This is a genomic window from Sphingomonas arvum (genome assembly GCF_026013565.1).
In the GTDB taxonomy this organism is placed as follows: domain Bacteria; phylum Pseudomonadota; class Alphaproteobacteria; order Sphingomonadales; family Sphingomonadaceae; genus Sphingomicrobium; species Sphingomicrobium arvum.
Map to the genome: position 1 here is coordinate 597,449 of NZ_JAPDOB010000002.1, position 22,273 is coordinate 619,721.

A 22,273-nucleotide genomic window follows, 5' to 3' on the forward strand; every position below is an offset into this window, starting at 1 on the left:
ACCTAATCGACAACCGCGCTGGCTGCTTTCCGGCCAAGCGCCATTATGAACGCTGTTCTTCCAGCCAGCGCTCCAGCCACTTGATCGTATAATTGCCGTCCATGAACTCGGGCGTATCGATCACCCGCTGGTGGAGTGGAACGGTGGTTTTCATGCCTTCGACCACGAACTCCTCCAGGGCTCGCCGCAAGCGGCGTATGCATTCCTCGCGGTCCGCGCCATAGACGATCAGCTTGCCGATCATGCTGTCGTAGTAGGGCGGCACCCGGTAGCCGGCGTACAGCCCGCTATCGACCCGCACGTGCATGCCGCCCGGCGCAACATAGTTCTTCACCAGCCCTGGCGACGGCACAAAGGTTTCCGGGTCTTCCGCATTGATCCGGCATTCGATCGCATGACCGGTCAGCTGCACCCTTTCCTGCGGCACTGTCAGTCCTTCGCCCTGCGCGATACGGATTTGCTCACGCACAAGGTCGAGGCCGCTGATCATCTCCGTCACTGGGTGCTCGACCTGCAGCCGGGTGTTCATCTCGATGAAGTAGAACTGCCCGTCCTCGTACAGGAACTCGATCGTGCCCGCGCCGCGATAGCCCATGGCCGCCATCGCATTGGCGACGATCCCGCCCATCTTTGCGCGCTGCTCGGCGCTGATCACCGGCGACGGCGCTTCCTCAATCACCTTCTGGTGACGGCGCTGGATGGAACAGTCGCGCTCTCCCAGATGGATCGCCGCGCCCTCGCCGTCGCCGAACACCTGGAACTCGATGTGCTTGGGGTCGCCGAGGTACTTTTCCATATAGACGGTCGCGTCGCCGAACGCCGCCTTGGCCTCCGACGAGGCCTGCATCATCAGGCTTTCCAGCTGCTCCGGCGCCGGCACCACCTTCATGCCGCGTCCACCGCCGCCCGATGCGGCCTTGATCAGCACCGGATAGCCGATCTCCTCGGCCACCTGCATTGCTTCTTCAATCGTTTCCAGCGGCCCCGGCGAGCCCGGCACCAGCGGCAAGCCGAGCTTCGCCGCCGTGCGCTTGGCCTCGACCTTGTCGCCCATCACCCGGATGTGCTCGGGCTTGGGCCCGACCCAGATGATGTTGTGCAGTTCCACGATCTCCGCGAACTGCGCGTTCTCGGAAAGGAAGCCGTAGCCCGGGTGGATCGCGTCGGCGTGCGTGATCTCCGCGGCCGAGATGATGTTGGCGATGTTGAGATAGCTGTCGGTTGCGGCGGGCGGCCCGATGCACACCGCTTCGTCGGCGAGGCGCACGTGCATCGCATCTGCGTCGGCGGTCGAATGCACCGCCACCGTCTTGATGCCCAGTTCGTGGCACGCGCGGTGGATGCGCAGCGCGATCTCGCCGCGATTGGCGATCAGCAGCTTGGTAATCTTGGCCATCGGGTTAAGCGATCACGACCAGCGGCTGGTCGAACTCCACCGGCTGCGCGTTGGCGACCATCACCTGCACCACCTTACCGGCGCGCGGTGCGAGTATCGGGTTCATTACCTTCATCGCTTCCACGATCAGCAGCGTGTCGCCCTCGCGCACCGTGTCGCCCGGCCCAACGAACGGCTTGGACCCTGGTTCGGCCGACAGGTAGGCGGTACCGACCATCGGCGACTTGACCGCTTCACCGGCCGGCAGCGCATCGCCAACGGGAGCAGCTTCGGTCGGAGCGGCAATCGGAGCCGTGGCTAGCACCGGCGCGGCGGCAACCATCGTGGCGGGCGCGGCGGCCACCGTCAGCTCGCGCTTCACGCGGATCTTGCGGTCGCCATCCTCGACCTCGATCTCGCTCAGCTCGTTGGCGGCAAGCAGTTCGGCCAGTTCGCGCACCAGCGCGCTGTCCACGCGCATCTGCCTCGAGCTGTCGGCGCTCGTCTCTTCAGCCATGATCCGTTCCCTGTGCTTTTGCGCGGGCGCTCTGTCAGAGCCGGGCGGCGGCGTCCAGTGCCAGCCGGTAGGACAGGGCGCCGAAGCCGCTGATCGAACCTGTGCAAACGCCCGAGATCAGGCTTCGGTGGCGAAAGGATTCGCGGGCCTGCGGATTGCTGAGATGCACTTCGATCACCGGGGTAGTGATCGCCGCCACCGCGTCGCGCAGGGCCACCGACGTGTGCGTGAACCCGCCCGCGTTCAGTATGACGGCGTGCACCTTGTCCGCCTGCGCTTCGTGGAGCCAATCGATCAGGTGGCCCTCATGGTTCGACTGGCGCACATCCACTTCCAGCCCGAGCTCGCCGGCGCGTCCGAGCAGTTCGCCCGCGATGTCGTCGAGCGTCTGCGAGCCGTAGATCGCCGGCTCGCGCGTGCCGAGCAGGTTAAGATTGGGACCGTTCAGGACAAGCACCTTGCGCATTGCCGCCCTGCCTTCCGCCACCTAAGTGCACCAGTCAATGAGCGAGACCGAAACCTGTTCGATCAGCGTCAATGGCCAGCACCGCCGAGTGCCGGCCGGAACCACCGTCGCGGGCCTGGTGCAGGAGATCGGCCTGAACCCCGCGCGGGTTGCCGTTGAACGCAATCTTGAAATCGTTCCACGCTCCACGCTGGCGCAGGTGCAGGTCGAGGATGGCGACGATTACGAGATCGTGCACTTCGTTGGTGGCGGTTGATCAGAGCCGCGTCGGCGTGCGCGGCGGCCACGCGCCGTAGCGTTTCGCGATCGTTTTCACGGCATCGAAAGTCCGGTTGATCCGTCCGCGTGCATCCGCAATCGCGCGTCCATCTACTTGCCCGTCGGGGTCGCCCGCAGCTGCCGAGCGGGCGCGTGCCTTCGCGGCCGCATAGTCCTGCCATGCCCGCACATGCGCCTGGTAGGCTGCCCAGAACTCAGCCGGCGCCGCACCGCGCGTGATCTCCGCCATTCGCGCGGCCACCTCGTCAGCGGGCAGCTGTTCGACGTCGAGATTGTCCGCCTGCAGGATGCGCTCGATCGCCGGCTTGGCAGCGCTGCCCTGCACCACCACTTGCTGCGCCGGCGCTGACTCGAGTTGAGCGTTGGCGATCGCCGCCGCGACACAGAGGAGCTTTGCGATCATGGCCGAACTCCCATATCAGCGCGCTCCTCTATTCGCCTCGGGAAACTGGCCGTGAACGCACCGCAGAACATCGACGCCGACAGCTGGACCGTTGCCGGCCGCACCTTCCGCTCGCGGCTGATCGTCGGCACCGGCAAGTACAAGAGCCTCGAGCAGAACGCGGCCACCGTCGCGGCGTCCGGCGCGGAGATCGTCACGGTGGCCGTGCGCCGGGTCAACATCTCCGATCCCAACGCGCCGATGCTGACCGACCACATCGACCCCAAGAAGGTCACCTACCTTCCGAACACCGCCGGCTGCTTCACCGCCGAGGACGCCATCCGCACCCTGCGCCTGGCGCGGGAGGCGGGCGGTTGGAAGCTGGTCAAGCTGGAGGTGCTGGCCGAGGCCAAGACCCTCTACCCCGACATGATCGAGACCGTCCGCGCGACGGAGCTCCTCACGAAAGAGGGCTTCGAGGTGATGGTCTACTGCACCGACGATCCGATCATGGCCCGCCGCTGCGAGGACGCCGGCGCGGTGGCGATCATGCCCTTGGGCGCGCCGATCGGTTCGGGTCTAGGCGTGCAAAACCCGGTCACCATCCGCCTGATCGTCGAGGGGGCGAAAGTGCCCGTGCTGGTCGATGCCGGTGTCGGCACCGCCAGCGATGCGGCGGCGGCGATGGAGCTCGGCTGCGACGGTGTGCTGATGAACACTGCCATTGCCGAGGCGAAGGACCCGATTCTGATGGCCCGTGCCATGAAGGCGGCGGTCGAATCTGGCCGGCTCGCCTATCGCGCCGGGCGCATGGCCAAGCGCCGCTACGCCGACCCGTCGAGTCCGCTGGCCGGCCTTATCTGATTGCCGTCACCACGTGCGCCGACAGGGCGCGCGGGAAGTCGTGCGACAAGGCGGCACGCACCGCTTCCTCTGCCCGCTCCAGCATGAACGGCCCGTGCGCTTCTATCTCCCCCCGCAGCGGCGTGCCTTCCACCATGCCGAGCGACGCGTCCTCCGGCCCGGCCGTGGGCAGGCTTTCCAGTGCTACCGTTTCGAGCTCGATGTCGGTGAAGCCGGCCGCCAGCAGATCCTGTTCGATCTGCGCCTCGTCGGCATAGCCGAACGGAGTCCGTGCCAGGAACTGCGGCGGGTTGTCGGCCAGGAATGTGGCCAGAGCCTGGTGCACCCGGTGGGTCGCCGGGTTGCGCTCCAGCCGGTCCCAGATCGCCATCAGGTAACGCCCGCCGTCCCGCAACACGCGGCGTGCTTCGGCGTTGGCCCGCACCTTGTCGGGAACGAACATCAGCCCGAATGAACAGACCACCAGGTCGAATTCGCCATCCGCGAACGGCAGCTCCTGCGCGTCGGCCTGCTGCACCCGGACGTGCTCGCGAAGGTTGGTCGTGCGCCGCTTGGCCACGTCCAGCATCGCCGGATTGAGGTCGGTAGCGACCAGGACCTCAGCTTGCGGGCAGGCATGGGCCAGCGCCGCGGTCACCAGCCCGGTGCCGGCCGCCGTCTCCAGGATGCGCCGGGGCTCCCACGCCTGCACGCGCCGGGCGACTTCCGCGGCATAGGGCTGAAACAGCAGGGGCCCCAGATGCTGGTCGTAGATGCCCGGGATGGAACCGCTGAACGCGCTGTCGCTGGTGCTCATGGAACGCTCGTCCCTCTGCGGCTTTGAGCGGTGACAATGACAGATTTCCGCGACTTGTGCGAGCGGATGATTCAGCGCGACCTTGTGCGCCGCGGCATCAACGATCCGCGCCTTCTCCGCGCCTTCGTCGCCGTCCCGCGGGAGCTGTTCGTTTCGCCCGAGCTAAAGTCTCGGGCGTACGACGACCGCCCCCTTCCCATCGCGGCCGGGCAGACCATCAGCCAGCCGTTCATCGTCGCCCGGATGATCGAGCTCGCCGGCCTGTCCGAGCACGACCATGTGCTCGAGGTCGGCGCCGGCTCCGGCTATGCGGCGGCGATCATGGCTCAGCTGGCCCGTTCGGTCGTCGCGATCGAACGGCACGGGGAGCTGGCGGCCCAGGCACAGGACCGCGTGCAACGCCTGCGCTTACGCAACCTCCGCATCGTCCACGGCGACGGCACCCGCGGCTGGCCGCCGGACGCTCCCTACGATGCCATCCTCTGCGCCGCCGCCGGCCTTGCCGTTCCGCCTGCCTGGTGGGAGCAGCTGGCACCCGGTGGCCAGATCGTCATGCCGCTCGGGCCCGCAGGCGGCGAACAGGTGCTGACCGTGCTGACGACAAGCGGGCAGCAGGAGCTAGACCCAGTCCGCTTCGTTCCCCTGATCGATGGACCAGCTGACTGACACAAGCGCGGCCGAGCAGCTGCGCGCCGCCGCGGAGCCGCTCCCCGACATCGACAATCCTGCCTTCGCGGCCGCGTTCGACCGCTTCGGCGACGCCCGAGTCGTCCTGCTCGGCGAAGCCAGCCACGGCACCGCCGACTTCTATCGCGCCCGCGTCGCCATCACCCGGCGCTTGGTCGAGCGCCACGGCTTCACGATCGTCGCGCTGGAAGCCGACTGGCCCGACGCCGCTGCCCTCGACCGCTTCGTCCGCCACCGCGGCCGCCGTGAAGGTGAGGAAGCTGCCTTCGGACGATTCCCCAGCTGGATGTGGCGCAACCTCGAGTTCGACGGTTTCGTCCGCTGGTTGCACGAGCACAACCGGCTGCTCGGCGACGGTGCGCAGGCCGGTCTCTACGGCCTCGACCTCTACAATCTTCACGGCTCGATGCAGGCGGTGATCGCATTCCTGGAGGAGACTGATCCCGCCCTCGCCGCCGAAGCGCGCCAGCGTTATTCCTGTCTCGCGCCGTTCAGCCGCGATCCCGCTCAATATGGCGCGATGGCGCGCTCGGCCGGCTACGCCTTCTGCGCGGAAGGGGCGATCTCGGTCCTCACCGACCTGCTCGAACGCCAGTGCCTCGGCGGCGATTGTGACGAGTGGCTCGACGCCGCCGCCAACGCCCGTCTCGTGAAGAATGCGGAGAGTTATTACCGCGCCATGTTCCACTCGAACGAGGACAGCTGGAATCGCCGCGACACCCACATGTTCGAGACCTTGTGCCAGCTGCTCGACGCCAAGGGCCCGAACGCCAAGGCGGTCGTCTGGGCGCACAACAGCCACATCGGTGACGCGCGTGCCACGGACATGGGCCGCGAGCGGGGCGAGCTCAACATCGGCCAGCTCGCGAAGGAGAAGTTCGGCGCCGCGGCCCGCCTGATCGGCTTCGGCACGCACACCGGCACGGTCGCGGCCGCCGACGACTGGGACGGCCCGATGAAGATCAAGCAGGTCCGGCCCAGCCGCCCGGACAGCCACGAGGCGCTCAGCCACGCCACCGGCCTGCCGCGCTTCCTGCTCGACCTGCGGGACGGCGGGCCTACCCCAGCCCATGAAGAGCGCCTCGAACGCTTCATCGGGGTGATCTATCGCCCAGACACCGAACGCTGGTCGCATTACAGCGAAGCGGTGCTCGCCGAGCAATTCGACGCCTGGGCGTGGTTCGACGAGACTTCCGCCGTCACCCCGCTTGCCGACCTCCACGACGAACGCGAGGCGGAGCTGTGGCCGTTCGGCTTGTGATCGGCGTCAGTGCCGCACGGGGCAGGTATTGAACCCGAACAGCCGATACAGCGGGCAGGTCCCCACCAATCCGGTGACCAGCGGCACCAGCCCGAGATAGCCCCAGTTCGTCTTCGGACCGACGAACACCAGAGATAGCATGGCGAAGCCAAGGATCACCCGTAGCGTCCGGTCGAGCGGGCCTTCATTGCGCGCAAGCATGGCAATTCTCCTGCCTTGAAGCACCCAGGTCCGTGCGCCTCCGCATTCTCGTTGGTTATCCGTTATGTTCCTTAGGTACGCGCCCGTTCCCGTAGCTTGGTGATCGTGCTTGCATGGCTGATCACCTCCACGTCCGTCTTCACGTGAAGGAGCCGAATACCGCTCCCGCTCAGCGCCTCGTCCAGCGCGGGCCCGAACTCTTCCGTCCGCGCGACGGTCGCGGCCCAGCCGCCGTACGCCCGTGCCAGCGCCGCAAAATCTGGGTTCCTGAGCTCGGTCGCCGACAGCCGCTCCGGATACTCGCGCTCCTGGTGCATGCGGATGGTGCCATAGCTTGAGTTGTCGACCACTATGACCAGCAGATCCGCGCCATATTGCGCGGCGGTCGCCAGCTCCTGTCCGTTCATCAGGAAGTCGCCGTCACCCGCGACGCACAGCACCTGCCGACCACGAAACCGCACCGCCGCAGCAACGGCCGCGGGCAGGCCATAACCCATGGTTCCGCTGGTCGGCGCCAGCTGCGTCGGACAGTCGGAGTAACGCCAGTACCGATGTACCCAGCCCGAGAAGTTGCCCGCCCCGTTGCACACGATCGTGTCCGCCGGCAGCCGCTCGCGCAGCAGCTTCATGCATGGTCCCAGGTCCATCGCCACACCGTCCCGCGGCCTGGGCTCGCTCCATTCCAGCCACTCTGCATGCGCCTCGTCGCCGGCGCCGAACCGCACCAGTTCCGGATCGTCCCACGCATCAACGATCTCGGCGAACTCGCCCATGTCGGCGGCGATCGGCAAGTCGGCATGGTAGACGCGGCCAAGCTCCGTCGGATCGGGATGGACGTGCACCAAGGTCTGTCCCGGATGGTCTGGCGTAATCAACGTATAGCCGTCGGTGGTCGCCTCACCTAGGCGCGCGCCGACCACCAGCAGCAGGTCGGCGTCCCTGATCCGTTGCTGCAGCTTCGGATTCGGCCCGTAACCAAGGTTGCCGGCATAGACGGGGCAGTCGTTGGCGACCGAGTCCTGCCGCCGGAACGCCGCCGCGACGGGCAAGCCGTGGCGTGCGGCGAAGCTGGCGAAGTGGTGTGCCGCGCGCGGGCTCCAGTCGGCTCCGCCGACGATCGCCACCGGCGCCGCGGCTTCCTTCAACAGCTCGAACAGCGCCGCTACCGCGCCCGGCTCGGGGCTTTCCACCACGACCGGCACCGGCATCCGGTCGGGCACCGCCACTTCGTCCCGCAGCATGTCCTCCGGCAGCGCCAGCACAACCGGCCCGGGCCGCCCGCTGGTCGCCACCCGCCACGCCCGTGCGACATATTCCGGAATGCGCCGCGCATCGTCGATCCGCGCCGCCCACTTGGCGATCGGAGCGAAGAAGGCGGTCAAGTCTACCTCCTGGAACCCTTCGCGATCCTTGTCGCGCCGGTCGAGGTCGCCGACGAACAGGATCATCGGCGTCGAATCCTGAAATGCCACGTGCACGCCCGCGCTGGCGTTGGTCGCGCCGGGTCCGCGAGTCACGAACGCCACCCCCGGTCGCCCGGTCAGCTTGCCGTCCGCGTCGGCCATGTAGGCGACGCCGCCCTCCTGCCGGCACACCACCGTCTCTATTTCGGGCGTGTCGTGCAGCGCGTCGAGCACGGCCAGAAAGCTCTCGCCCGGCACGGTGAAGATCCTGTCGCAGCCATTGAGGACCAGCTGGTCGACGAGCACGCGCCCGCCGGAACGAAGGGGAGGGGTGTCGGTCATGGCCGCGGCTCTAGACCGCCGCCAGCCTCGCCTCAACCAGCCGGATCGCCTCGGCTACCGCGGCCTCGCGATCAAGCATGCTGGTGTCGAGCAGCAGCGCGTCGGCCGCCTGCTTAAGCGGCGCCGCTGAACGATGGCTATCGCGCTCGTCGCGCGCCCGAATGTCCAGCAGTACGTCGGGATAGTGCACCGGCATGCCTCGCGCCTGAAGCTCCGCCACCCGCCGCTCCGCCCTGACTTCGGGCGAGGCGGTGACGAACAGCTTGGCCGTGGCGCCCGGCGCGATCACCGTCCCAATGTCCCGCCCGTCAAGCACCGCGCCGTCCGGCTGCCCGGCAAACTCCTGTTGCCGCTCCAACAAGGCCTGCCGCACCGCCGGGTAGGCCGAAATCCGGCTTGCGACCCCGCCTACCGTTTCGCTGCGGAGCTCGGCGTCATCTATCAGAGACCCGATCGCGTCGCATGCCCGCAAGGCCGCGAACTCACTGTCAGGATCCCCGCCCCATCGCAGCAGGCTAAGGGCCACGGCCCGGTACAACATGCCGGTATCCATGTGCGGCAGACCGAAGCGGGCGGCCAATGCACGGGCGACCGTGCCCTTGCCGCTGGCGGCCGGGCCGTCCACGGCAATGACGAGGGAAGGGGGGGTGGGCACGGCTCGCGGCTTTGACAGCCACCCCCCGCTATGGCAAGGCGCCGGCCGATTTGGTCCGGGCTGCCGCCCACGGGCCCGTGTGACAATTGGAGTTTTCCCATGGTGAAGCCCGAGTGGGGCCACAAGCGCACCTGCCCCAAGTGCTCGACGCGTTTCTACGACCTCGGCAAGGATGACCCGGTCACCTGCATCGAGTGCGGCAACACGTTCGTGCCCGAGCCGGTGCTCAAGTCCAAGCAGCCGATGCCGTTCGAAGCAGCGCCCGTCGCCGCCGCGCCCGAAGCCAATGCGGATCAGGACCTCGGTGCCGAGGACCTGGCCCTGCCCGACGAGGACGAGGAGCCCAGCGCCGACGACGAAGTCGACATCGGCACGGGCGACGACGACCTGGGCGTCGAAGCCGCGGACGACGACGAGGAAAATCTCTAACAGGGGGTTTGACCCGCGCCGTGAATTCCCTAAAGGCGCGGGGACGGGGCCGTAGCTCAGCTGGGAGAGCGTCGCAATGGCATTGCGAAGGTCAGGGGTTCGATCCCCCTCGGCTCCACCAATTCTCTGAATTAAAAACAAGGCCGTCCGGAAGGGCGGCCTTTTTTCTTGTGTCACGTACAGGCGGCTCTGTTCCGTTCGACAGGCAAAAGAAAAGCGGCGGCGCCTTTCGACGCCGCCGCCAATCCTTGCCTAGCTGGCTCGCTTACGCGGTCGGCGTGACGTTCGCGCCGCTCAGCTTGTTCGACACGCTGCCGAAGGTCGTGCTCAGCTGGTTGCCAACGGCACCCAGGGCGGCGATGCAGGCGACGGCGATCAGCGCGGCGATCAGGCCGTACTCGATCGCGGTGGCGCCGTCTTCGTTCTTGATGAACTGCTTGATGAAAGTCGACATGTCCGGTCTCCTAGTTCCACACTTTGGGCTTGAGGCCCGACCGGCGTCCGCATCAGAACGGCGTCGGTTGAGTGCAGTCCTACGAGTCGTTGGTTGAGAAGCGGTTAAAGCCGAACCCTAACGGCTGTTCACGAATGGACGACCGAAACTCTCATCATAGACGATCCAGCAGCTTTCCGGCCTCGCGCAGCACATCGTCGACCCACTCCGGCCGCGGCCCGTCCCAGTCGGCCGGCAGCGGGCTTTTGCGCGATGGCGGCGGTAGGGGCCGCGGCGGCTGGTAATCGCCCGGCAGGCTGGTGGCGTTGCGTCCGTCGATGCTCAGGGCCGGGGCCATGAACGAGCGCCAGATCTGCGCCGGCGCGGTGCCACCGCTCATGCTCCGCGACATCGGCTGGTTGTCGTCGCGTCCAACCCATACGCCGACCACCAGGTCGCCGGCGAAGCCGACGAACAGCGCGTCGCGATTATCCTGGCTGGTGCCGGTTTTGCCGAACGTCGGCGTGCTGAGCGCCGCGCGGCGGCCCGTGCCCTCGTTCGCCGCCGCCCACAGCAGGTCCAGCATCGGCTTCCAGTCGCGTCGCCGATCCAGTGTTCCGCCGCGCCCGAAAAAGACGGAGGACAGTCCCTCGTCCTGCTTGATGGCTTCCGGCGGCAGGCCGGCGGCGCGGACCGGGTAGTGCCCGCTTGCCACCGCCGCATAGGCGGTGGTCAGCTCCAGCAGGCTTACCCCCGCCGTGCCGAGTGCCACGCTTGGCGTACTGGGCAGCGGCGTGCTGATCCCGAGGTCCCGCGCGGCCCGCAGCACATTGGCCCGTCCAACGGCTTCGGACAGCCGCACCGTTGCCGCGTTGCTCGATCGCGCGAACGCCTCCTTCATCGTGATCTCGCCGCGATACACGCCGTCGCTGTTGGCCGGCTTCCAGCCATCGATGGTGATTGGTGTGTCCGACAGCTTGCTGTCCGGGGTCCACCCGGCGCGCAGCGCGGCGAGATAGACGAACAGCTTGAACGCGCTGCCTGGCTGCCGCCGCGCCTGGGTGGCCCGGTTAAACGGCGAGCTCTTGTAGCTTGTGCCGCCGACCATCGCGACCACCCGGCCGTCTGGCCGCATCGCCACTAGCGCCGCCTGCGCCCCGTTCAGCTTGGCACTGGACACCGCCCGCACCGCCAGCCGCTGCAGGTCCGCATCCAACGTCGTGCGCACCTGCACTTCGCCGAAGTCGGCTTGGAAGGCATCGGCCGCCTGCGGCGCGACCCAGTCGGCGAAGTAGGTCCCGGTCGGTACCTTGCGCGCGTTCGCGATCGGCCGCGCCGAGCGGGTTGCGCGCGCGCGCGACATGCTGATTACGCCCGTGTCGGCCATCTCCTGCAGCACCAGCCGCGAGCGCTTCTGGGCGGCCGGGAGGTTGCGCGTCGGCGCCAGCCGGGAGGGCGCCTGCACCATGCCCGCCAGCATCGCCGACTGCGCCAGCGACAGGTTCTCCGGCGAGCGACCGAAATAATGGTGGGCGGCCGCCCGGAGCCCGTACACGCCGTCACCAAAATAGACCGACGACAGGTAGCGCGACAGGATCTCGTCCTTGCTCAGCCAGGCCTCCAGCCAGAAGGCGATGATCACCTCCTGCGCCTTGCGCTTGAGGTTGCGGTCGGCGCTGAGGAAGCTGGTCTTGGCCAGCTGCTGGGTGATCGTGCTGCCGCCCTGTCGAACGCCGCCGGACGAGAAGTTCGCCACCATCGCCCGCCCGATCGCGCGCGGGTCCACGCCCCAATGCCGGTAGAAGCGGCGGTCTTCGATCGCCACGAAGGCAGCCGGGGTGAGTGGATTCAACCGCGTCACGTCCACCGGCGCTTCCTTGATCGCCCCGCGCCGGGCGATCGGCTGCCCCTCGGCCGACACCATCAGCATGGCCGGATCGGGCAGCGGCTCCAACGCACGGCCCAGCGGGGCGGTGAAGATCAGCCACAGGATGACAACCAGCAGCGCGGCGAAGAAGCCGGTCACCCCCCATCGCAGCCAGCGCCGGCGGCGGCGCGGCGGCGGCGCCTCGACCTCGTACTCATAGGGCGGCGGCGGCGGCGCGAATGGATCCGGCAGCTCCTCCATCGGCCGGCCGTCGCGTCGAATCCAGGGTGAGTCGCGGTCGGCCATACGCTTGCGAACCCTTGTTGAACTGGCTTAGCCGCCTAATACAGTGCGCGCGCCTTGTGAAGGCTTGGGATTGAACGGGCTGAACGCTAAAGCAAGGCAGATGAATGCACGCCGACTTGTCCTGCTCGCCGCCGCGCTGCTCGCCGCGGGCTGTCGCAAGCAGGAGGAGGGGGCGGTCCGTGTGACGGTGATTGGCGAGCCGCCCGCGATCGTTGATCCTGCCGCTGCCCCGCTGACCGAGCCGCAGGCCGTGCTCCTCGCCAACACGGCGCAGGGGCTGGTCCGGTTCGATGCCGCCGGCAACATCGTCGCTGGCCTCGCCGAGCGCTGGAACGTGTCGGACGACGGCCTCAGCTACATCTTCCGGCTGCAGACCGGCACCTGGCCTTCAGGCCGCAAGATCAGCGCCCAGGACGTCGCCCGCCTGCTCCGCCGGCAGACGGCGCGGGCCAGCCGCAACCCGGTCAAGGACACGGTTGGCGCTATCAAGCAGATCGTCGCCATGACCGACCGCGTGCTGGCCATCGAGCTGTCGGCGCCGCGGCCCAACCTGCTGCAGCTGCTCGCCCAACCGGAATTCGCACTGGTCCGAAGCGGGCAGGGGACCGGCCCATTCATCGCCACCCCGTCTGGGGATGGCCTGCGGCTCGTCCGCGAGCTGCCGGTAGGCGAGGAGGAGCAGCCCCGGCGCGAGACCGTCCAGCTGACCGCCGCCAATGTCGAAGCCGCCGTCCGCGCCTTCGCCGGTGACCGCACCGACCTGGTCCTTGGCGGGCGTTTCAGCGACCTGGGCGTCGCGCTCGGCACCCGCCTGCCGCGCGGCGTGCTGCGTTTCGATCCCGCCTCCGGCCTGTTCGGCCTCGTCCCCGCCCGCGCTACCGGCCCCGCCGCCGACAAGGCGGTTCGCGTCCTCCTTGATCAGGCGCTTGACCGTGATGCGCTGGTCGCCGCGTTGGGTGTTGCCGACCTTGTGGCCCGCGCCTCGATCCTAGAGCCCGGGCTCGACGGCGGCCTCCCCCCAGCCGTGCCGCCCTGGACCGCCCAGCCGTTGGCGGATCGCCAGGCAGCCTTGTCCGCTGAGGCCGCCCGTTTGTTGCCGCGCGAAGAAGGCCAACCGCAGCCAACGATTCGCGTGGTCCTGCCGGAGGGGCCCGGCGCCGCCATCCTGCTCCAGCGGCTGCGCACTGATTGGGGCGCCCTCGGCCTTGCGGTCGAGCTCGCCGGCAAGGGCGCTCCGGCCGACTTCCGCCTCCTAGACCAGGTCGCCCCATCGACCTCCCCGGCCTGGTTCCTGCGCACGTTCCGCTGCGACGCCGTTCCGGTCTGCTCCGCGCCAGCGGACGAACGGCTCGAAGCGGCGCGGGCCACCCTGGACCCGCGCCAGCGCGCCCAGTTCTTGTTCGAAGCCGAGCGACTGATGCGAGACGATGTGTTGTTCCTGCCGCTGAGCGCCCCCGTTCGCTGGTCACTCAACCGCAACCTGCCCGGCTTTGTCGAGAACCGTTTCGCGCGCCATTCGCTTATCGATCTGCGCAATCGACCGGAGTAGCTCACGAATGGCCGTCCGCCCCGACAAGTTCACCCGTCCCGTCCTGCCGCCCCTCGGCCGCGAGCCGCAGGACGTGCGCGAGCGGATGGAGGCGCTGGAAAAGCTGCTCGAGCGGATGGTCGTCATCCCCGGCATCAACCGTCCGGTCGGACTCGACGTGCTGCTCGATTTTATCCCGGGCGTGGGGCCGACGATTGCCGCGGGGCTGGGCGCCTATCTTGCCTGGGAAGCGAAGAATCTCGGCATGTCGAAATGGCAGCTGACCCGCATGGGCGGCAACATCGGCGTCGACTGGCTGCTCGGCCTGATCCCGTTCGTCGGCGCCGTCCCCGACTTCTTCTTCCGCTCCAACACCCGCAACCTGCGCATGATCAAGCGCCACCTCGACAAGCACCACCCCAGCACCAGGATCGTCGACGTGGACGCGAGGCGCGAGAGCTAGCGGCGGCGGCGCACTGGATAAGGAGAACGTGAGTGGCGACAGCAGCAGCGGCCGTGGTGGCGAAGGCGCGCCGGGACGTCATCTCCCACTTCATGCAGGCCCGCGCGGTGGACGCGGCCTCCGCCTCCCGCTGGGTGCCCGATCGCCGGGTCCAGCGCCGGATGCTCGCCCGCCTGGTCCGCCAGGGCGTGCTGATCGAGACAGCCGCCGACGCCTACTTTCTCGACCTGCCCGCCTATGACGACTGGAAGCGAACCCTCCGCCGCCGCATCGCCCTCCTGACCGGCTCCGCCGCGCTGATCGCCGCACTCGCGGGCATCTTCGCGTAAAAACCGCCGGATAAGCAGCCACCATCGAGGTCCGCTCACGACCCAAGGCAGGCTTAAGACTCTCGATACTAAAATCTCTGCTTTGGTAAGCATCAGCAAGGAAGAGGGATAAGTTGTCACTCCATGATGAGAATGCCGAAGTGCTGCGTCACATGGCAGCTGCCGGCGACGACCTCAGGCGGCCGCGGCCGATGGATTTTAATCACATTTTCCCGACGCGAGAGGGAGCTATTGCCTTTGCGCGCCGCGTGGATGCCGAAGGGTTCTCGCCCGTGGTCCGGCCCTATGACAAACCCGGCTTCCCATTTGACGTGACAGTCACAACGGAAATGGTGGTTCCAACTTGTGATCTCATCACGGCAACCGAGCAGCGCTTGCAGGCACTCGCCGCTGAGTATGACGGGCGGGCCGACGGCTGGGGCTGCATGGAACCTTGATTTGATTGCCCGGATGCCCGCTTTCCACCCAAAGCAGACCTTAGCTCAGAGCCCGTAACAGCTGCGCTAATCCCGCAGGGGCACCACGCTCTCGTGGCTGCCCGTGATCACCGGTCGGCCGACGTCGCCTTGGCCTACCGTCCGCCCGGCCATCTCCAGCATCCGTTCCAGCGGCACCCCTGCCTGGTCCATCAACTCGGGGCTGAGATCGACCCGCGGGGAGAGATCGCGCAGCGCTACGTACAGCTTCTCCAGCGTGTTCAGCGCCATGTACGGGCACATGTTGCAATTGCAGTTGCCGTCGCCGCCTGGCACCCCGATGAAGGTCTTGCCCGGCGCCGCTTTCTCCATCTGGTGGATGATGTGCGGCTCGGTCGCGACCAGGATCACGTCGCTGGGCGAGTTCACAGCAAAGTCCAGGATCGCGCGCGTCGACCCGACATGGTCGGCATGATCGACGATGTGCGGCGGACATTCGGGATGGGCCGCGACCGGAGCGCCCGGATACTCGGCCTTCAGCTTCAGCAGTTCGGTCTCGCTGAACGCCTGGTGGACGATACAGATGCCCGGCCACAGCAGCATCTCGCGCCCGGTCTTGCGCGCCAGATAGCCACCCAGGTGCCGGTCGGGCCCGAAGATGATCTTCTGCTCCTTCGGGATCTGCGACAGGATCACGTCCGCGCTCGACGAGGTGACGATGATGTCCGACAGGGCTTTCACCGCCGCCGAGCAGTTGATGTAGGTGAGCGCGATATGATCCGGATGGGCCGCCCGGAACGCCGCGAACTGATCGGGCGGGCAGCTGTCCTCGAGTGAGCAGCCCGCGTCCATGTCGGGCAGGATCACCGTCTTTTCCGGGCTCAGTATCTTGGCCGTCTCGGCCATGAACCGCACGCCGCAAAAGGCGATCACGTCCGCGTCCGTCGCCGCTGCCTTGCGGCTGAGGTCCAGGCTGTCGCCGACGAAATCGGCCAGGTCCTGGATCTCCGGCTTCTGATAATAATGCGCCAGGATGACCGCATTGCGCTCTTCCTTCAGGCGCTTGATCTCGGCCAGCAGGTCGACGCCCTTCAGGCTGTTGGTTTGGGCGGTCACTCGATTTCTCCAGGCGCGGGGCAGGGGAGCCCGCTTCGCACCCGAGATATGCGCGGCGTCAGCCGGCCGCAATGCTCGCGGCGAGCGTCGCGGTCAGCGGCAGCCGCGACGCCAGCTCAACGGCCAGGTGGGTGCCGACCAGCACCGCCGCTACCGTCAGCGTCGCCGGGTGCACCTGGCCGAGCACCTTGCGGTCGTGCCTGGCAATCACCGCCACCATGCCCAGCTGGACCGCCATGGCGAGCAGTTCGCCCCAGGTTTGCCCGAGGATCGGCATCGGCAGCAGCCGGCCCAGCGCCGGCTCGGTGATCAGGATGCCCGAACCGACCATCAGCCGCCGGTGCCATTGCACCTGCCGGCGGAACACGACTGCCATGATCACCACCAGCGCGAAGGCGGCGAGGCCGAGCTGATTCAGCGCCAGGAAGAAGGCGGGCGTGAAGAAGGGCGGGACCCGCCCAATGGCGATGGCGTGCAGCCCGGTGTAGCTGCCCACCACAACTACGGCGACCGCCACCCCGAGGGACAGCCAGCCGGTCTTGCGATGGTCCACCACCTGCCCGCGACTGATCAGCACCCCCTGCAGCACGAACAGGCTCAGCCAACTTAGCATCAGTGCGCCGTGCAGGTGGAGGAACGCCGGTGCCGTGCGGAAGTTGGCATAACCGCGCAGCTGGAACTGCGCGAAGCCGAGGACGATGAACATCGCCAGTCCGGCCGCGAACAAGGTGAAGAACCGCTGGTCGGCCATGAAGCCGCGCGCCGGTGCCCGACCTTCTGCCCTCCTCGCCGCCACCCGAGTCGCCATGACCATACCCCCTGTTAACCCGGCGCGATCATAGCGTTAACGGCGACTAATGGCAAAGTTCCGCCGTTTCAGCGGCCCGCCCGCTCCGCAAGAACGTCCGCGATCGAGCGGCTGACATCCCATCGTTCGGAGTCCTGCCGGCCGCGATCCGGCCCGCGCACCTCCACGTGCACTTTGCCCAGCCCGGCCGCCGCCAGCGGCGCCTGCAGGTTGCGGGCGATCGCCGCCCGCGCAGCCTCCGTCGCTGCCGCCACATTCTCCGGCTTGGCCGCTTCCGCCGCCGCCTGCTGCCGCGCGCCGACCGCCACTCCGCCGCGCAGCCGCGTCTGCATGTCGCGGGTGATCAGCGGACCGTTGTAGGCGACCACCTGCCGGCTTTCGTCGATGTTGGGGGCTTCCGGCCGCACGGTCGGCGCCCGAACCAGCAAGGTCCGCGTCCGCTCGTCCCACACATAATCGTCTAGCCCGATCGCGCCCATGTCCACGAAATAAGCCACCGACCAGGGCTGCTTGACGGTCATGGTCCCCTGGAGAATGCCGCCCGGACCGCCCGTCGTCTCCCGCTTGGTCGTGACGCTCCCCGACAGCCGATAAACCTGCAGCCGGTTGCGGTTCTCGCGCAGGGCGACGACCAGCTGGTCGATGCTGCTATGCTCGACCTTCACCTGCTCCTGTCGGTCGAAGTAGCGGGCCAGCAGGTAGCCGGCGCTCACCAGTAGCGCCGCGACCAGCAGCGTCTTGACCATGCCGGTTAGCGGCAGTCGGTTCGGGGCGGTGCTCACGCTGTCGCGCTCCATTGCTCGTCCGCATGGCTGACCAGCCCGCGTTTCGCCAGCTCCAGCAGGTGCGCCAGCACCGACGCGCCCGCCGCCGGCACCAGCCGCGGGTCGAGCCCTGGGTAGGCGGCAGCGACGATGCGCTCCACTGTCCGATCCCCAGCCTCGACCCGCCGCAGGATCTGCCGCTCACGCTGCAACCGGTGGCCGATCATCCCCCGCACCAGTCGCTGCGGCTCCGCCACCGGCTCGCCATGCGCTGGGTAATAGATGCGGTCCTGCGTCCGCCCGCGCAGCTTTTCCAGGCTGCGGACATAATCGCCCATGTCGCCGTCCGGCGGAATAACCACGCTGGTCGACCAGCCCATCACATGGTCGCCGCTGAACAGGATGCCCGCGGCCTCGTCGGCGAAGCACAGGTGGTTGGACGTGTGCCCCGGCGTGTGCACGGCGGTCAGCGTCCGCGAGTCCACGACCACGCTCTCGCCGTCGGCCAGCACCCGGTCGGGTGCATATAGGTGGTCGAAGCCGGCCTCCGTCCCACCCTCAATCACCAGCGGCGCGCACCCGACTACCGGCGCGCCGGTGGTCGCGCTGAGCGGCCGTGCGCCCGGCGAATGGTCCTTGTGTGTGTGCGTCACCAGAATCGCGGCGACCGGCCGCCCGCCGATCGCCCGGACCAGCGCGTCGATGTGCGCCGCGTCGGCCGGCCCCGGATCGATCACCGCCAGCTCGTCGCGGCCGACCAGGTGCACCTGCGTACCGGTGAACGTATAGGGCGTCGGATTGGGCGCCAGCAGCCGCGCCACGCCCGGCTCCGCCTCGATCAGCTGTCCGTAGGGTGCGTCCACGTCGGGTCAGGCGGGCAGGGCGGCAAGCCCGGCCTGCGCACCTGTCAGCGCCGCGCCGCGCCGCGCCAGCGCCGCCGGTACGATCTGGTTCAGCAACACGTCCATGCTGTGGGTCCAGGTGAACTCGCCCGCCACATAGTCGCGTGCCAGCCGGGCCATTGCCGCCCGGTCGCCGCGCCACACCTCCAGGATGTTGGCCGCCATGGCCGCGCTGTCGCCGGCCGGTCCCAGCAGGCCCATGCCCGGCCGCACCCGCTCCGGCATCGCGCCGCCCGCGACGCCGACCACGGGCAGCCCGGACGCCTGCGCCTCGATGACCGACACGCCGAACGTCTCGTTGGGCATGGCCGACACGTACAGGTCGCTCGACGCCAGCCAGCGCGCCAGCTCCGCCCGGTCCGTGACAAACCCGGGGGTGACGATCCGCGGATCGCCCAGCTTCGCGACCTGCTCGCGGATCGGTCCCTGGCCCAGCAGCACCAGCTTCGCGCCCAGCTCGGCCGGCAGCCGGCGGAACGCCTCCACCACGATGTCCGGCCGTTTCTCGATGTCCATCCGCCCGACGTAGATCAGGAGCGGCTGGTCCTCGCCCATGTCCAGTTCACGCCGCAGCGCCGGATCCCGCCGGTCCGGCCCGAACGCGTCCAGCTCCACGCCCAACGGCAGGATGTGCACCGGGTCGACGCCCAGCTCGTTCAGTTTGGTGCCCCCGCCGGCATGCGACAGCGCGTAGACCGCGTCGAACTGGCGATAGAGCCGGCGGCAATAACGGTAGCATAGGCGCGCCGCGGCCTCGCCGGCCGCGCGCCCGAATGCCTTGGAGAATGGCCGCCCAGCATAGACTTCCGGAAAGTCGGTCATGTAGCCGGCCACCAGCGCCGTTTCGGGGTGCCGCTCGCGATGGCGCAGCGCCGCCCACGGTAGGTTGTAGGCGTCCTGGCACTCGATCACGTCGGGCGCGAACCGCTCCAGCACGCTCCGCACCGCGCCATTCCTCAGCAGCAGCCGGTAGTGCGGGCTGAACGGCACGTGCGGGCTCTTCACCCAGGCCGTGATCGCCCGCCCGCCGTCACTCTCCTCCACCGCGTCCTCGGCACCCGGCAAGATCATCAGGTGGCGGTGCGGGGTATTGGCGATCAGGTGCGCGCGCTTGGCCCGCAGGTAGGTGCCGACGCCGCCGCCGACTGACGACCAGCTCTGGGTCAGGTCGCACAACAGACGCGGTCGAGAGGCGAGCGGCGCGTGCATCATCGGCAGCAACAACTCACCTGCGCGTTAGTGCCCCGCGCAACCTGTCGGAAAAGCTGACACTCGGCCATCGGCTGCTGCGGGCTGAAAAGATCAAAAGCCCGGAAAACAGACACTCTCCCAGAATTGGCACGGCCGTTGCACCATCATTGCCGTCCACATTGGTTCCACGCCAATCGGAAGGGACGGCGCCGCGGTTCTCTGGTCCCGCGACTGCCGTCCCTTCTTCGTTGGGGCTATCAGGCCTGCGCTTCGCCGCTCACCAGCTGCTGCAGCTCGCCGCTCTCGTACATCTCCATCATGATGTCCGACCCGCCGACGAACTCGCCGTTGACGTACAGCTGCGGAATGGTCGGCCAGTCCGAATATTCCTTGATGCCCTGCCGGATCTCCTGGTCCTGCAGCACGTCGACAGTGTCATAGTCAGCGCCGACCCGGTCCAAGATGGCGATCGCCCGGCTGGAAAAGCCGCACTGCGGGAACAGCTGCGTGCCCTTCATGAACAGCACCACCGGCTTGGCCTTGACCAGTTGTTCGATCCGGCTCGTTGCGTCACTCATCACTCATTCTCCGTCTGGGGCGCGGCAGTCTCAAGCTGCAGCGCGTGAAGCTCGCCCCCCATGCGCCCCCCGAGCGCGCGATAGACCAGTTGGTGCTGGCGGACCCGCGGCATTCCCGCGAACGCCCCGCTCACCACCCGTGCGGCATAATGGTCGCCGTCGCCGGCCAGGTCGCGGATGGTCACCTCCGCGTCTGGCAGCGCCGCCTTGATCAGGCCCGCGATCTCGTCCGCCGCCATCGGCATCGTTACTGCCCGTCCACTAATTGGCGCTTGGCCTCGAGCGTCTGCCCGGCCAGCGCTTCACGGATCTGCGCCTCGTCCGTGTCGACGCCCGCGCTCGTCAGGTCGCCCAGCAGCTTGCGGATCACGTCCTCGTCACCGGCTTCCTCGAAATCGGCCCGGACCACGTCCTTGGCATAGGCCTCGGCCTCGACGTCCGACAGCCCCATCAGCCGCGCCGCCCACAGGCCCAGCAGCTTGTTGCGCCGTGCCGCCAGCCGGAACTTCATTTCCTCGTCATGCGCGAACTTGGTTTCGAAGGCGCGCTCGCGGTCGTCGAAGGTGGTCATTGGCTCCCCTTGGGTTCTGCGTTGCCTCGCAGATAGGCGGGGAGCGCCCGCGACTCAACCGAAGCCGGTCAGGCCGGCGCGAAGCTCAGCGCCAGTCCGTTCATGCAGTAACGCTTGCCGGTCGGCCGCGGTCCGTCGTCGAACACATGGCCCAGATGCCCGCCGCAGCGCGCGCACAGCACTTCGGTGCGCGCCATCAGCAGGCTGCGATCACTGCGCGTCGTGACCGCGCCCGGCAGCGGCCGGAAGAAGCTTGGCCAGCCCGTGCCGCTGTCGAACTTGGTCGTCGACGCGAACAGCGGCAGCCCGCAGCCCGCGCAATGGAAGGTGCCGCGGCGATGCTCCGCATTGAGCGGGCTGGAGAACGGCCGCTCCGTGCTCGCCTCGCGCAGCACGGCGTAGCGCTTCGGACCCAGCTTGCGCTTCCAATCCGGCTCGGACAGCCGCAGCGGATTGGGCAATTGCGCCGCATCGACCCGCGGCGGCCATGCGACCAGCGCTGCGCCGGATGGGCCGAGCAGGCCAAGCATGGTGCGGCGATCCAGGGTTGCGCTCATGGCGGTGTAACTCTGCCTAGCGCATTGAACCCGCCGTGAATGGGGGAGCGATGCACCGCTCGCTCCCCCGCCACACGGGTCAGGGCATGACCACCGTGTCAATCACGTGGATGACGCCGTTCGACGCCTTGACGTCAGTCGCCGTGACGCGCGACGTGCCGCCCTTGGCATCGGTCAGCACCACGTCGCTGCCGTCCAGCTTGGCGGTCAGGGTCCCGCCCTGCACGGTGGTCAGCGTCGTGCTCCCGCCGCCCTGGCGGATGGCCGCCAGGATCCGGCTCGCCGGATAGCGACCGGACACCACGTGGTAGGTCAGGATGCCGGCAAGCGTCGCCTTGTTGGCGGGCTGCAGCAGCGTGTCCACCGTCCCCGCGGGCAGCTTGCCAAACGCGGCGTTGGTCGGCGCGAACACCGTATAGGGCCCCGGCTTGCTCAGGGTGGTGGCGAGGTCGGCGGCCTGCACCGCGCTGACCAGGGTCGAGAAGTCGGGATTAGCAGACGCCACGGAAACGATGTTGTTCGCCGGCGATGCCTGCACGACGGCCGTGGCCGGAACGGCGGCGGCCATGCCGGCAAGACCTGCGGCAGCGGTCAGAAGTCGAATGACGTTCATAATGCACTCCCTTGCTGTGGCACGCGGCACGCGCCCGCCACCAAGCGAGCAGCGGACCGACAGCACAGGTCGGGAGCGGCGAACCGAAAGTCAGATGGACTTTGGGCCGTGCCGAACCGCTGCTTGGAAGCCGCGGGGGTGCAATTGGCGGCATGCGACCCCATATGTAACCAA

At 68.0% G+C, this 22,273-nt stretch carries 27 protein-coding genes, 1 tRNA gene and 2 pseudogenes; 10 read left to right on the forward strand and 20 right to left on the reverse strand.

Annotation, left to right across the window (positions count from 1 at the left end):
- Positions 1 to 43: 43 nt before the first annotated feature.
- Genes accC through aroQ form a run of 3 tightly spaced genes read right to left on the reverse strand, consistent with a single transcriptional unit; the run spans position 44 to position 2,358 of the window.
- On the reverse strand, positions 44 to 1,396 hold the full coding sequence (gene accC / locus OMW55_RS10440) for an acetyl-CoA carboxylase biotin carboxylase subunit (RefSeq protein WP_264882958.1): 1,353 nt from the start codon (positions 1,394 to 1,396) through the stop codon (positions 44 to 46).
- Between the two features lie 4 nt (positions 1,397 to 1,400).
- The gene (gene accB, locus OMW55_RS10445) at positions 1,401 to 1,892 is read right to left on the reverse strand and encodes an acetyl-CoA carboxylase biotin carboxyl carrier protein (RefSeq protein WP_264882960.1); all 492 of its coding nucleotides are present in this window, start codon (positions 1,890 to 1,892) and stop codon (positions 1,401 to 1,403) included.
- A 34-nt stretch (positions 1,893 to 1,926) separates the two neighbouring features.
- Positions 1,927 to 2,358 carry a type II 3-dehydroquinate dehydratase gene (gene aroQ, locus OMW55_RS10450; protein ID WP_264882961.1) on the reverse strand — a complete coding sequence of 144 codons (432 nt, stop codon included), beginning with the start codon at positions 2,356 to 2,358 and terminating at the stop codon, positions 1,927 to 1,929.
- Between the two features lie 37 nt (positions 2,359 to 2,395).
- On the opposite strand from aroQ, the pseudogene thiS reads away from it, so the two are divergent.
- Positions 2,396 to 2,611 (forward strand): annotated as a pseudogene (gene thiS, locus OMW55_RS10455) (sulfur carrier protein ThiS); the annotation flags it as partial.
- A gap of 3 nt (positions 2,612 to 2,614) precedes the next feature.
- Here the strand turns inward: thiS and OMW55_RS10460 are convergent.
- Positions 2,615 to 3,040 (reverse strand): hypothetical protein, encoded by a 426-nt coding sequence (locus OMW55_RS10460; protein WP_264882963.1) that lies wholly within the window; start codon positions 3,038 to 3,040, stop codon positions 2,615 to 2,617.
- 72 nt (positions 3,041 to 3,112) lie between these two features.
- Here OMW55_RS10460 and OMW55_RS10465 point away from each other — a divergent pair.
- Positions 3,113 to 3,883: pseudogene (locus tag OMW55_RS10465) on the forward strand (sulfur carrier protein ThiS); the annotation flags it as partial.
- Here OMW55_RS10465 and OMW55_RS10470 read toward each other — a convergent pair.
- Positions 3,876 to 4,679: a class I SAM-dependent methyltransferase gene (locus OMW55_RS10470; RefSeq protein ID WP_264882966.1), complete on the reverse strand. Its 804-nt coding sequence runs from the start codon at positions 4,677 to 4,679 to the stop codon at positions 3,876 to 3,878. The pseudogene OMW55_RS10465 and the gene OMW55_RS10470 overlap by 8 nt on opposite strands.
- Positions 4,680 to 4,715: 36 nt before the next feature.
- Here OMW55_RS10470 and OMW55_RS10475 point away from each other — a divergent pair, with 36 nt between their 5' ends.
- Positions 4,716 to 5,345, forward strand: a complete 630-nt coding sequence (locus OMW55_RS10475) for a protein-L-isoaspartate(D-aspartate) O-methyltransferase (protein WP_264882967.1) — start codon at positions 4,716 to 4,718, stop codon at positions 5,343 to 5,345.
- Entirely contained in the window at positions 5,329 to 6,627 is a 1,299-nt protein-coding gene (locus OMW55_RS10480; RefSeq protein ID WP_264882969.1) for an erythromycin esterase family protein, read from the forward strand. Before OMW55_RS10475 ends, OMW55_RS10480 begins: the two co-directional genes overlap by 17 nt.
- Before the next feature lie 6 nt (positions 6,628 to 6,633).
- Here OMW55_RS10480 and OMW55_RS10485 read toward each other — a convergent pair whose 3' ends face one another.
- The 3 genes from OMW55_RS10485 to cmk all read right to left on the reverse strand — a co-directional run bounded on the left by OMW55_RS10485 (position 6,634) and on the right by cmk (position 9,228).
- On the reverse strand, positions 6,634 to 6,828 hold the full coding sequence (locus OMW55_RS10485) for a YgaP family membrane protein (RefSeq protein WP_264882970.1): 195 nt from the start codon (positions 6,826 to 6,828) through the stop codon (positions 6,634 to 6,636).
- A gap of 71 nt (positions 6,829 to 6,899) precedes the next feature.
- On the reverse strand, positions 6,900 to 8,573 hold the full coding sequence (locus tag OMW55_RS10490; RefSeq protein ID WP_264882971.1) for a thiamine pyrophosphate-binding protein: 1,674 nt from the start codon (positions 8,571 to 8,573) through the stop codon (positions 6,900 to 6,902).
- A gap of 10 nt (positions 8,574 to 8,583) precedes the next feature.
- Positions 8,584 to 9,228, reverse strand: coding sequence for a (d)CMP kinase (cmk, locus tag OMW55_RS10495; protein WP_264882972.1), 645 nt, complete (start codon positions 9,226 to 9,228; stop codon positions 8,584 to 8,586).
- Positions 9,229 to 9,327: 99 nt separating this feature from the next.
- Here cmk and OMW55_RS10500 point away from each other — a divergent pair, with 99 nt between their 5' ends.
- Both OMW55_RS10500 and OMW55_RS10505 read left to right on the forward strand, forming a co-directional pair.
- Positions 9,328 to 9,657 (forward strand): TIGR02300 family protein, encoded by a 330-nt coding sequence (locus OMW55_RS10500; protein WP_264882974.1) that lies wholly within the window; start codon positions 9,328 to 9,330, stop codon positions 9,655 to 9,657.
- Between the two features lie 45 nt (positions 9,658 to 9,702).
- A tRNA-Ala gene (locus OMW55_RS10505) sits at positions 9,703 to 9,778 on the forward strand.
- A gap of 144 nt (positions 9,779 to 9,922) precedes the next feature.
- Here OMW55_RS10505 and OMW55_RS10510 read toward each other — a convergent pair.
- Both OMW55_RS10510 and OMW55_RS10515 read right to left on the reverse strand, forming a co-directional pair.
- Complete coding sequence (locus OMW55_RS10510; RefSeq protein ID WP_264882976.1) at positions 9,923 to 10,111, reverse strand: Flp family type IVb pilin; 189 nt, start codon at positions 10,109 to 10,111, stop codon at positions 9,923 to 9,925.
- Positions 10,112 to 10,265: 154 nt separating this feature from the next.
- Positions 10,266 to 12,263 carry a transglycosylase domain-containing protein gene (locus OMW55_RS10515; protein WP_264882977.1) on the reverse strand — a complete coding sequence of 666 codons (1,998 nt, stop codon included), beginning with the start codon at positions 12,261 to 12,263 and terminating at the stop codon, positions 10,266 to 10,268.
- A gap of 100 nt (positions 12,264 to 12,363) precedes the next feature.
- On the opposite strand from OMW55_RS10515, the gene OMW55_RS10520 reads away from it, so the two are divergent.
- From OMW55_RS10520 to OMW55_RS10535, 4 genes are all read left to right on the forward strand, one after another.
- A complete protein-coding gene (locus OMW55_RS10520) occupies positions 12,364 to 13,812 on the forward strand; it encodes an ABC transporter substrate-binding protein (RefSeq protein WP_264882978.1) in 1,449 nt (482 codons plus the stop codon).
- Positions 13,813 to 13,819: 7 nt separating this feature from the next.
- On the forward strand, positions 13,820 to 14,254 hold the full coding sequence (locus OMW55_RS10525) for a DUF4112 domain-containing protein (RefSeq protein WP_264882979.1): 435 nt from the start codon (positions 13,820 to 13,822) through the stop codon (positions 14,252 to 14,254).
- A 32-nt stretch (positions 14,255 to 14,286) separates the two neighbouring features.
- A complete protein-coding gene (locus OMW55_RS10530; RefSeq protein ID WP_264882980.1) occupies positions 14,287 to 14,583 on the forward strand; it encodes a hypothetical protein in 297 nt (98 codons plus the stop codon).
- A gap of 113 nt (positions 14,584 to 14,696) precedes the next feature.
- Complete coding sequence (locus OMW55_RS10535) at positions 14,697 to 15,020, forward strand: ribonuclease E inhibitor RraB (protein WP_264882982.1); 324 nt, start codon at positions 14,697 to 14,699, stop codon at positions 15,018 to 15,020.
- A gap of 66 nt (positions 15,021 to 15,086) precedes the next feature.
- Here the strand turns inward: OMW55_RS10535 and nadA are convergent, their stop codons facing one another.
- The 10 genes from nadA to OMW55_RS10585 all read right to left on the reverse strand — a co-directional run bounded on the left by nadA (position 15,087) and on the right by OMW55_RS10585 (position 22,099).
- A complete protein-coding gene (gene nadA / locus OMW55_RS10540; RefSeq protein ID WP_264882984.1) occupies positions 15,087 to 16,115 on the reverse strand; it encodes a quinolinate synthase NadA in 1,029 nt (342 codons plus the stop codon).
- Between the two features lie 58 nt (positions 16,116 to 16,173).
- A complete protein-coding gene (locus OMW55_RS10545) occupies positions 16,174 to 16,923 on the reverse strand; it encodes an adenylate cyclase (protein WP_264882985.1) in 750 nt (249 codons plus the stop codon).
- Between the two features lie 68 nt (positions 16,924 to 16,991).
- Positions 16,992 to 17,705, reverse strand: coding sequence for a hypothetical protein (locus tag OMW55_RS10550; protein ID WP_264882987.1), 714 nt, complete (start codon positions 17,703 to 17,705; stop codon positions 16,992 to 16,994).
- Positions 17,702 to 18,550, reverse strand: coding sequence for an MBL fold metallo-hydrolase (locus tag OMW55_RS10555; protein ID WP_264882989.1), 849 nt, complete (start codon positions 18,548 to 18,550; stop codon positions 17,702 to 17,704). Before OMW55_RS10555 ends, OMW55_RS10550 begins: the two co-directional genes overlap by 4 nt.
- Positions 18,551 to 18,556: 6 nt before the next feature.
- Complete coding sequence (locus OMW55_RS10560) at positions 18,557 to 19,801, reverse strand: glycosyltransferase (protein ID WP_264882991.1); 1,245 nt, start codon at positions 19,799 to 19,801, stop codon at positions 18,557 to 18,559.
- A gap of 236 nt (positions 19,802 to 20,037) precedes the next feature.
- Positions 20,038 to 20,358: a Grx4 family monothiol glutaredoxin gene (gene grxD / locus OMW55_RS10565; RefSeq protein WP_264882993.1), complete on the reverse strand. Its 321-nt coding sequence runs from the start codon at positions 20,356 to 20,358 to the stop codon at positions 20,038 to 20,040.
- On the reverse strand, positions 20,358 to 20,603 hold the full coding sequence (locus OMW55_RS10570) for a BolA family protein (protein ID WP_264882995.1): 246 nt from the start codon (positions 20,601 to 20,603) through the stop codon (positions 20,358 to 20,360). The genes grxD and OMW55_RS10570 overlap by 1 nt, the downstream gene beginning before the upstream one ends.
- A 2-nt stretch (positions 20,604 to 20,605) precedes the next feature.
- The gene (locus tag OMW55_RS10575) at positions 20,606 to 20,929 is read right to left on the reverse strand and encodes a DUF1476 domain-containing protein (RefSeq protein WP_264882996.1); all 324 of its coding nucleotides are present in this window, start codon (positions 20,927 to 20,929) and stop codon (positions 20,606 to 20,608) included.
- A gap of 68 nt (positions 20,930 to 20,997) precedes the next feature.
- Positions 20,998 to 21,486, reverse strand: a complete 489-nt coding sequence (gene msrB / locus OMW55_RS10580) for a peptide-methionine (R)-S-oxide reductase MsrB (protein WP_264882997.1) — start codon at positions 21,484 to 21,486, stop codon at positions 20,998 to 21,000.
- Positions 21,487 to 21,565: 79 nt separating this feature from the next.
- Positions 21,566 to 22,099 carry a fasciclin domain-containing protein gene (locus OMW55_RS10585; protein ID WP_407822136.1) on the reverse strand — a complete coding sequence of 178 codons (534 nt, stop codon included), beginning with the start codon at positions 22,097 to 22,099 and terminating at the stop codon, positions 21,566 to 21,568.
- Positions 22,100 to 22,273 lie beyond the last annotated feature (174 nt).

Bases quoted from the DNA above. Each gene is read 5' to 3' on its own strand.
- OMW55_RS10515 (WP_264882977.1), bottom strand. From the start codon at position 12,263: ATGGCCGACCGCGACTCACCCTGGATTCGACGCGACGGCCGGCCGATG.
- OMW55_RS10470 (WP_264882966.1), bottom strand. From the start codon at position 4,679: ATGAGCACCAGCGACAGCGCGTTCAGCGGTTCCATCCCGGGCATCTAC.
- OMW55_RS10585 (WP_407822136.1), bottom strand. From the start codon at position 22,099: ATGAACGTCATTCGACTTCTGACCGCTGCCGCAGGTCTTGCCGGCATG.
- OMW55_RS10485 (WP_264882970.1), bottom strand. From the start codon at position 6,828: ATGCTTGCGCGCAATGAAGGCCCGCTCGACCGGACGCTACGGGTGATC.
- OMW55_RS10525 (WP_264882979.1), top strand. From the start codon at position 13,820: ATGGCCGTCCGCCCCGACAAGTTCACCCGTCCCGTCCTGCCGCCCCTC.
- OMW55_RS10545 (WP_264882985.1), bottom strand. From the start codon at position 16,923: ATGGCGACTCGGGTGGCGGCGAGGAGGGCAGAAGGTCGGGCACCGGCG.
- grxD (WP_264882993.1), bottom strand. From the start codon at position 20,358: ATGAGTGACGCAACGAGCCGGATCGAACAACTGGTCAAGGCCAAGCCG.
- accB (WP_264882960.1), bottom strand. From the start codon at position 1,892: ATGGCTGAAGAGACGAGCGCCGACAGCTCGAGGCAGATGCGCGTGGAC.
- OMW55_RS10510 (WP_264882976.1), bottom strand. From the start codon at position 10,111: ATGTCGACTTTCATCAAGCAGTTCATCAAGAACGAAGACGGCGCCACC.
- OMW55_RS10475 (WP_264882967.1), top strand. From the start codon at position 4,716: ATGACAGATTTCCGCGACTTGTGCGAGCGGATGATTCAGCGCGACCTT.
- msrB (WP_264882997.1), bottom strand. From the start codon at position 21,486: ATGAGCGCAACCCTGGATCGCCGCACCATGCTTGGCCTGCTCGGCCCA.
- OMW55_RS10460 (WP_264882963.1), bottom strand. From the start codon at position 3,040: ATGATCGCAAAGCTCCTCTGTGTCGCGGCGGCGATCGCCAACGCTCAA.
- OMW55_RS10480 (WP_264882969.1), top strand. From the start codon at position 5,329: ATGGACCAGCTGACTGACACAAGCGCGGCCGAGCAGCTGCGCGCCGCC.
- OMW55_RS10520 (WP_264882978.1), top strand. From the start codon at position 12,364: ATGAATGCACGCCGACTTGTCCTGCTCGCCGCCGCGCTGCTCGCCGCG.
- OMW55_RS10575 (WP_264882996.1), bottom strand. From the start codon at position 20,929: ATGACCACCTTCGACGACCGCGAGCGCGCCTTCGAAACCAAGTTCGCG.
- accC (WP_264882958.1), bottom strand. From the start codon at position 1,396: ATGGCCAAGATTACCAAGCTGCTGATCGCCAATCGCGGCGAGATCGCG.
- OMW55_RS10570 (WP_264882995.1), bottom strand. From the start codon at position 20,603: ATGCCGATGGCGGCGGACGAGATCGCGGGCCTGATCAAGGCGGCGCTG.
- OMW55_RS10560 (WP_264882991.1), bottom strand. From the start codon at position 19,801: ATGATGCACGCGCCGCTCGCCTCTCGACCGCGTCTGTTGTGCGACCTG.
- OMW55_RS10490 (WP_264882971.1), bottom strand. From the start codon at position 8,573: ATGACCGACACCCCTCCCCTTCGTTCCGGCGGGCGCGTGCTCGTCGAC.
- aroQ (WP_264882961.1), bottom strand. From the start codon at position 2,358: ATGCGCAAGGTGCTTGTCCTGAACGGTCCCAATCTTAACCTGCTCGGC.
- OMW55_RS10500 (WP_264882974.1), top strand. From the start codon at position 9,328: ATGGTGAAGCCCGAGTGGGGCCACAAGCGCACCTGCCCCAAGTGCTCG.